Annotated in this window: 5 protein-coding genes; 2 read left to right on the top strand and 3 right to left on the bottom strand. The window is 54.4% G+C overall.

Annotated features, from left to right (window positions below):
• Positions 1-44 precede the first annotated feature (44 nt).
• Positions 45-1,544: an IMP dehydrogenase gene (locus EDM57_RS22435; protein WP_122906897.1), complete on the bottom strand. Its 1,500-nt coding sequence runs from the start codon at positions 1,542-1,544 to the stop codon at positions 45-47.
• A 104-nt stretch (positions 1,545-1,648) separates the two neighbouring features.
• Here EDM57_RS22435 and EDM57_RS22430 point away from each other — a divergent pair, with 104 nt between their 5' ends.
• Positions 1,649-2,431: a GNAT family N-acetyltransferase gene (locus EDM57_RS22430; protein ID WP_122906896.1), complete on the top strand. Its 783-nt coding sequence runs from the start codon at positions 1,649-1,651 to the stop codon at positions 2,429-2,431.
• 78 nt (positions 2,432-2,509) lie between these two features.
• Here EDM57_RS22430 and EDM57_RS22425 read toward each other — a convergent pair whose 3' ends face one another.
• Complete coding sequence (locus EDM57_RS22425; protein ID WP_122906895.1) at positions 2,510-3,913, bottom strand: sensor histidine kinase; 1,404 nt, start codon at positions 3,911-3,913, stop codon at positions 2,510-2,512.
• Positions 3,910-4,611, bottom strand: a complete 702-nt coding sequence (locus EDM57_RS22420; RefSeq protein ID WP_122906898.1) for a response regulator transcription factor — start codon at positions 4,609-4,611, stop codon at positions 3,910-3,912. Before EDM57_RS22420 ends, EDM57_RS22425 begins: the two co-directional genes overlap by 4 nt.
• A gap of 173 nt (positions 4,612-4,784) precedes the next feature.
• Here EDM57_RS22420 and EDM57_RS22415 point away from each other — a divergent pair, with 173 nt between their 5' ends.
• Positions 4,785-5,849, top strand: coding sequence for a DUF3048 domain-containing protein (locus EDM57_RS22415; protein ID WP_122906894.1), 1,065 nt, complete (start codon positions 4,785-4,787; stop codon positions 5,847-5,849).
• The last annotated feature ends 18 nt before the right edge of the window (positions 5,850-5,867 follow it).

Here is a 5,867-nt window from a genome sequence, read left to right as displayed (position 1 = left end):
TGGTAGTTTGAGACAGCCCCCTTTTTCCTGACGGTATGCTGTTTTTATTCGGCTGCCATGGTGCTTTCCTTGAGGATGACGTCGTGCGCTCCGCCTTCGATGAGGCTGGTAGCGGAGATGAGCGTGATGCGCGCTTTTTGCTGCAGTTCGGAGATGGACAGCGAGCCGCAGTTGCACATGGTCGACTTGATTTTGCTCAGCGTGCGGTCCAGGTTTTCGCGCAGGCTGCCCGCGTACGGCACATAGGAGTCCACGCCTTCTTCAAAGACGAGGCTGCTTTTGCCGCCTGTGTCGTAGCGCTGCCAGTTGCGGGCGCGGTTGGAGCCTTCTCCCCAATATTCTTTTACAAAGTTGTTGCCGATCTTCACTTTTTTGGTCGGGCTTTCGTCGAAGCGGGCGAAGTAGCGGCCCAGCATGACGAAGTCTGCGCCCATTGCCAGAGCGAGCGTCACATGGTAGTCGTGCACGATGCCGCCGTCGGAGCAAATCGGTACGTAAATGCCGGTTTCCTTGAAGTATTCGTCGCGGGCTGCCGCCACTTCGATGACAGCGGAAGCCTGGCCGCGTCCGATCCCTTTTTGCTCGCGGGTAATGCAGATCGAGCCGCCGCCGATGCCGACTTTTACAAAATCTGCGCCTGCTTCGACGAGGTAGCGGAAGCCTTCCTTGTCGACGACGTTGCCGGCGCCGATTGGCACGTTGAAGTTTTGTTTGACATACTGAACCGTGTCGCGCTGCCATTCGGAGAAGCCGTCGGAGGAGTCGATCACGAGGACGTCGACGCCTGCTTCCACCAGGGCAGGAACGCGCTCCTGATAGTCTTTTGTATTGATGCCCGCGCCTACGATATAGCTTTTATTGGCGTCCAAAAGCGACAGCGGGTTGTTTTTGCGGGAGTCGTAGTCCTTGCGGAAAACGAGGAAGTCGAGATGTTGATTGTCGTCCACAATCGGGAGGCAGTTGAGCTTGTGCTCCCAGATGAGGTCGTTCGCCTCTGAGAGCGTGATGCCGGATTTGCCGTAGATCAGGGAGGAGAACGGCGTCATAATCTCGCTCACAGGCTTGTCCAGCGAATCGCGGCTGATGCGGTAGTCGCGTCCGGTAACGATTCCGAGCAGCTTGCCCTTGGCGGAGCCGTCTTCGGTCACTGCTACGGTAGAGTGGCCTGTCTGTTCTTTCAGCTCTAAAATGTCTTTCAATGTGTGGCTTGGTGTCAGGTTGGAGCGGCTTACGACGAAGCCTGCCTTGTGGTTTTTGACTTTGCGAACCATGTTCGCCTGGCTCTCGATGGATTGGGAGCCGAAAATAAAGGAAATACCGCCACATCTAGCCAATGCGACCGCCATGTGATGGTCGGAAACTGCTTGCATGACTGCGGATGAGAACGGTATGTTGAGCTTGATCGCTGGTTTTTCCCCTTTTTTAAATTTGGTAATCGGGGTGGACAAGTCCACATTGTTCGGGGTGCATTCTTTTGTGGTCAGGTTCGGAAGCAGCAAAAACTCATTAAACGTCCGAGATGGTTCTGTGTAATAAATTGCCACAAGACTCTCCTCCTGGAATGATCTTAAATTTGGGAAATTTTTATCATGTTAACCGCCAGGCGTAAGAACGTCAATAGGAAATCAGAAGAAGAGGTGTTTTCGCCTTGATTTTACCGATGAATCATGAGCAAGTCAGCGCACTTGCGCCCATTTCATTGGAGCAATCCTACATTTTGTACGGCAATATGACGCTGCGGGCAGAGCGAAGTTTGTTTGCGGCTGATGTGGAGGAAGGAGAGTTGCTGGCAGTTGGCTCGTATTTGCAGGGGATGCCGTTCCATGCGTTTTCCATGCAGCTTTTTTCCGCAGAAGAAGACTACGACGTGACGGAGATGCTGAACTATTTTCGTCAGCACCCTGCCCTCAATCTGGCTGTCGGTCAGAATGGGGTGTGCGCGGTGCCGCACGACTGTCTCAGGCGGGTGACGATTCCGGGGACGCTGTCGCAAAGGGAGATGCTGCTGATGAAGCTGGTCCGGCCAGAGAAGCTGCTTGCACAAGGAGATTCTCGCCTGCTCGCGTCGTCTGAGGCCGAGGCAGCTGTTGGGCTGGCGCAGCAGATTGGCATGATTAGCTTTCGCGCAGAAGAAGTGGCCGAGATGCCGCACATTGCGCTTTTTTCCGAGCAGGACGAACCGCTGGCCATGGCAGGCTTTCACGTGTACGAAGAGGCGTTTGTGGAGATCGGGAATATCGGAACGAGCGAAAAGCATCGGCAAAAAGGGCTGGGGACGCAGATTACGTCTGACATCAGCCGGCTGGGCCTGAAAAAGTCGCCCAACGTCTATTTGATGGTGTTTGCCGACAATCCGCAAGCGATTCGGGTCTATGAAAAGCTCGGTTACGAGACAGTGTCCCGCTATGCTTTTGTCGAGTTTGCTTTGTAAAAAGGCGCGCGAAAAAGAGCGATTCCGCCACGATGATTGGTTGCATCGGGCGAATCGCTCTTGTTGTTGCTGCTTCTTTCAGCCTTTGAACGAGACGGGGATCGTCATGGTAAAGCAAGGTCCGTCTGCGTCATTGCGGGCCTCAATCGTGCCTTTGTGCGCTTCGAAGACGGCGCGGGCAATCGCCAGTCCAAGACCGTGCTTGCCGGATTTGCCTTTGCGGAAGCGCTGGAACAAATTCGGCAGCAAAGCCTCCTCGATGGGCGGACCGTCGTTGGAGATGCTCACGACTACGTTTTGCCCAAGCTGTCGGCCAGTGACAGTCAATCGGCTTTTGGCGTAGCGGAGCTGGTTTTCCATGATGTTGACAAAAGCGGTGCTAAGCTGCTCGCCGTCACCTTCCACGATTAACTCGGGCGGTACGTTCACTTCCCATTCCACCTGCGGGTTTAACACGGAGAGCCGTTGCCTGAGCATATGCATCATTTCCGACAGATCGACGCGTCCTACCTGCATCATCTGGGAGACGGATTCGATTTTGGTCAAATACAAGAGCTGTCCGACGACCTTTTCCAGCCGTTTGCTCTCTTCCATGATGATCGCCAGCCCTTTTTCCGCTTGCGGTCCCTGAAAAACGCCCTCGATCAAGCCTTGCGTATAGCCTTGAATGGCCATGATCGGTGTTTTCAGCTCATGGGAAATGTTTTGCACAAAATGGCGCTGTGATTCGTCGTATTCCTTCAGCTGGTTTTTCATCGTGTCAAATGAGCGGGCGAGTTGGCCGATCTCGTCGCCGCGATCCATCACGAGCGGAATGTCGAACTGGCGGCGGGCGATTTTTTTGCACAGCTCATCCAGACTGCGCAGCGGCCTGCTCAAATATCCGCTGAACCAGACGGCGAGCAGCCAGCTCACGAGCAAAAGCAGGCTGAAAATCAGCAAAAACTGGCGGGTGAGGATCGCGTTGATCTGATTCAGCTCTTTTTCCTTGGAGAACAGCACCATGTAGTACGGAAAGCCGTGATAGTCCATGCGCTTGCTGACGAACAGGTAGTTTTCGTCGCCGCGGCTCAACGTGCCGTGTTGCAGTTGGTCGTTCGGATGCGCGGCAGCCTTGCGGAACAACTCCCGCGCTTCCTCATACGGAATCCGCCCGCTGCTGCTGCGGCTGCCCAGCTCTCGCCCGTTTTCGGCGTAGACGATCATGTCAAACGAGTATTCGTAACGGGAAAGCAGCAATTGCAAAAAGTAGGGGGCCGCAGCCGGAACAGGCAAAAGCTCGTTGTGTTCATTGAAGGAAATATGCTCGGACAGCGTGTAAAATTCATCCTCCAACAGCGCATACGTGTTGGAGACGAGATACTGTTTGACGGCCAGTGGATAAACGATGCCCAGTCCAATGCCCAGCACACTCGTCAACAGCATGAACAAAATGAGAATTTGCCGGGAGAGCGGCAAGTTTTTCAGCCGGAATTTGCTCATACGCGCGTCATCCGGTAGCCGAAGCCATAGACGGTTTCGAGTGGGAACTTGGGCATTTTTTTGCGGATTCGCTTCACCAGGTCATCGACGGCGCGGTCGGAGCCGATGTAGTCCTCGCCCCAGATCGAGGTCAAAATTTGCTCGCGATTCAGCGCCAGCCCCTGGTTGTGCAAAAGGTAGACGATCAGCTCGAACTCTTTGGTCGTAAGCTCAATCAGTTCGTCGCCTTCTTTTACTTGCCGCCCTTTTTCTGAGATCATATAAGGACCAACTGTTACCCAGTCCTGGAAAGTCTGCGGCGCCCCGACAGCAACACCTGGCTTTTCGTACGTGCGTTGCAACAGCTTTTGCGCGCGAATGACCAGCTCGCGAGGCAAAAACGGCTTGGCCAGATAGTCGTCGCTGCCCAACTCCAGCCCGATGATTTTATCGACATCCTGGTCGCGGGCCGAGATGAAAATGATCGGAACGTTCGATTTTTGGCGGATGAGCCGGAGCAGTTCGTAGCCGTCGATGTCCGGCATCATGATGTCCAATATCCACAAATGGGGCTGTGTATCTTCATCAAGCAGTGACAGCACCTCGGCACCGCTGGAAAATGCCTTGACCTGCAATCCGGCGCTTTCCAGGTACGATTGCAGCAATTCTAGCAGGTTGGTTTCATCGTCCACCAGATAGACAAGGTAGGGGGTGTTCATGGTTTCGCCCTCGCTTTGCATCTGTTTTCCATTATTGTAGCATAGCCAAAAACGGGATGTGTGGGAGCCGCGTAAGAGAATCGTGGAAAACGTGTGGAAGCAGGAATCCCCTCCAGTCTCACGAAAAAGAAGTAGGGGAAACACGTCACTGACAGATGGAAAGGAGCGATTTCATGAAACGACAGACGAAAACGTCACTCATGCTACTATCCTTGCTGCTGTTTGTTACAGCCTGCACCACGCAGCAGGTGGACACGCAGCCCACTCCGGCTCCAGAGCAGCCGACCGCTCCTATTGTGCAAACGCCGACGGAGACGAACCAACCGGTCCAATATCCGTATACCGCCCCGTTGACGGGACTTGGCAGTCAGGAACAACTGGACAGCAAGCGTCCGATCATGGTCATGATTAACAATGCGCCGCCTGCCCGGCCACAGACTGGACTGAACAAGGCAGACATCATCTACGAAGTGCTGGCAGAAGGGGAGATGACCCGCTTTTTGACAATTTACCAAAGCCAGCAGCCAGAGGTCATCGGGCCTGTACGCAGTATTCGCCCGTATTTCATTCAGCTAGGCATCGGCTTTGATGCTGTGCTCGTCCATGCAGGCGGCAGCCAGGAAGCGCTGGAGACGCTGGCGCGGTCCAACTACAGCCATCTGGATGAAATCCCGAACGGCCGATACTTTTGGCGGGACAAAACCCGCAAAATGCCGCACAACCTTTACACGAAGCCAGAGCTGATCCAGCAGGCGATGCAGGACAAAGGCATGCGTACAACCGCTGAAGTGCCTCGCTTCACCTTCTTGCCCGCAGATGCGGAGATCAAGGAAGGCGAGCCGGCGACACAGGTCGATTTGACGTTTCACTCGTTGAACAAGGCTGCCTTTACATACGATGCCGAACAAAAGAAATACATGCGCTACACGGCTGGCAAGCCGCATGTCGACCTGAGCGACAACAAGCAGCTTTCGACGACGAATTTGCTGGTCATCTCGGCCAAACACCGCGTCCTCGACAGCGAGGGCCGCAGGCAGGTCGATGTAGTCGGTCCTGGAGACGGTTATTTGTTTCAGCAGGGCAAAGCACGAAAAATCAAGTGGAAGCGCAGCAACGGCGTCATTCGCGCCTACGAGGACGCTGCACTGACGCAGGAGGTGCCGCTTTTGCCAGGAAATACATGGGTGGAAATTCTCCCGACTACCCCGGATCTGTCGCAAACGTTGAAGTTCCAGTAGGGAGTATGAGTAAAATGT

Source organism: Brevibacillus gelatini, from assembly GCF_003710935.1.
GTDB classification, from domain to species: Bacteria; Bacillota; Bacilli; order Brevibacillales; family Brevibacillaceae; genus Brevibacillus; species Brevibacillus gelatini.
The sequence above is the reverse complement of the archived record's forward strand: the minus strand, read 5'-3'. Positions and strand labels throughout refer to the sequence as shown.

Coding starts and splice junctions, on each gene's coding strand:
- EDM57_RS22425 (WP_122906895.1), bottom strand. CDS start 3,913: ATGAGCAAATTCCGGCTGAAAAACTTGCCGCTCTCCCGGCAAATTCTC.
- EDM57_RS22420 (WP_122906898.1), bottom strand. CDS start 4,611: ATGAACACCCCCTACCTTGTCTATCTGGTGGACGATGAAACCAACCTG.
- EDM57_RS22415 (WP_122906894.1), top strand. CDS start 4,785: ATGAAACGACAGACGAAAACGTCACTCATGCTACTATCCTTGCTGCTG.